This is a genomic window from Arthrobacter sp. 10N44_2 (genome assembly GCF_056394385.1).
This window is the reverse complement of sequence record NZ_JBFTHT010000067.1, coordinates 1-349: the sequence shown is the minus strand read 5'-3', so window position 1 is coordinate 349 and position 349 is coordinate 1. Positions and strand designations below refer to the sequence as shown.

Genomic DNA, 349 nt, shown 5'->3' with positions numbered 1-349 from the left:
GCGTCGTCGAGAGCCGGGATCACCACGGTGATCGAGGGCAACGTCGGCTCCCTCCTCACCGGATCGCGCAGTTACGTCTGGAATCCTACGCCGAAGCCGCGCGCCACAGGTGCATTCCTGCATAGCTGCGCCACGGCGCCCAGCTCGCGCCGTGCGCGGCGAGGGCGCGTGCCTCGGACGGCAGCCCGAGCTTGGCCGCCCCCTGCCGGATGGCCAGGTCGCTCGTCAGCAGGATGTCCGGGCTTCCCAGCACGCGCATCGCGACGTAGCCGGCCGTCCACGGTCCGATGCCCGGCCGCGCGACCAGACGGGCCTCGAGCTCCTCGCGCGACTCGCCGACGTCGATGAC

General features: G+C 72.2%; 1 pseudogene. It reads right to left on the bottom strand.

The features are described from left to right. Positions 1 to 85 precede the first annotated feature (85 nt). A pseudogene (locus tag AC1DBX_RS20750) lies at positions 86 to 349 on the bottom strand (DNA-3-methyladenine glycosylase 2 family protein); the annotation flags it as partial.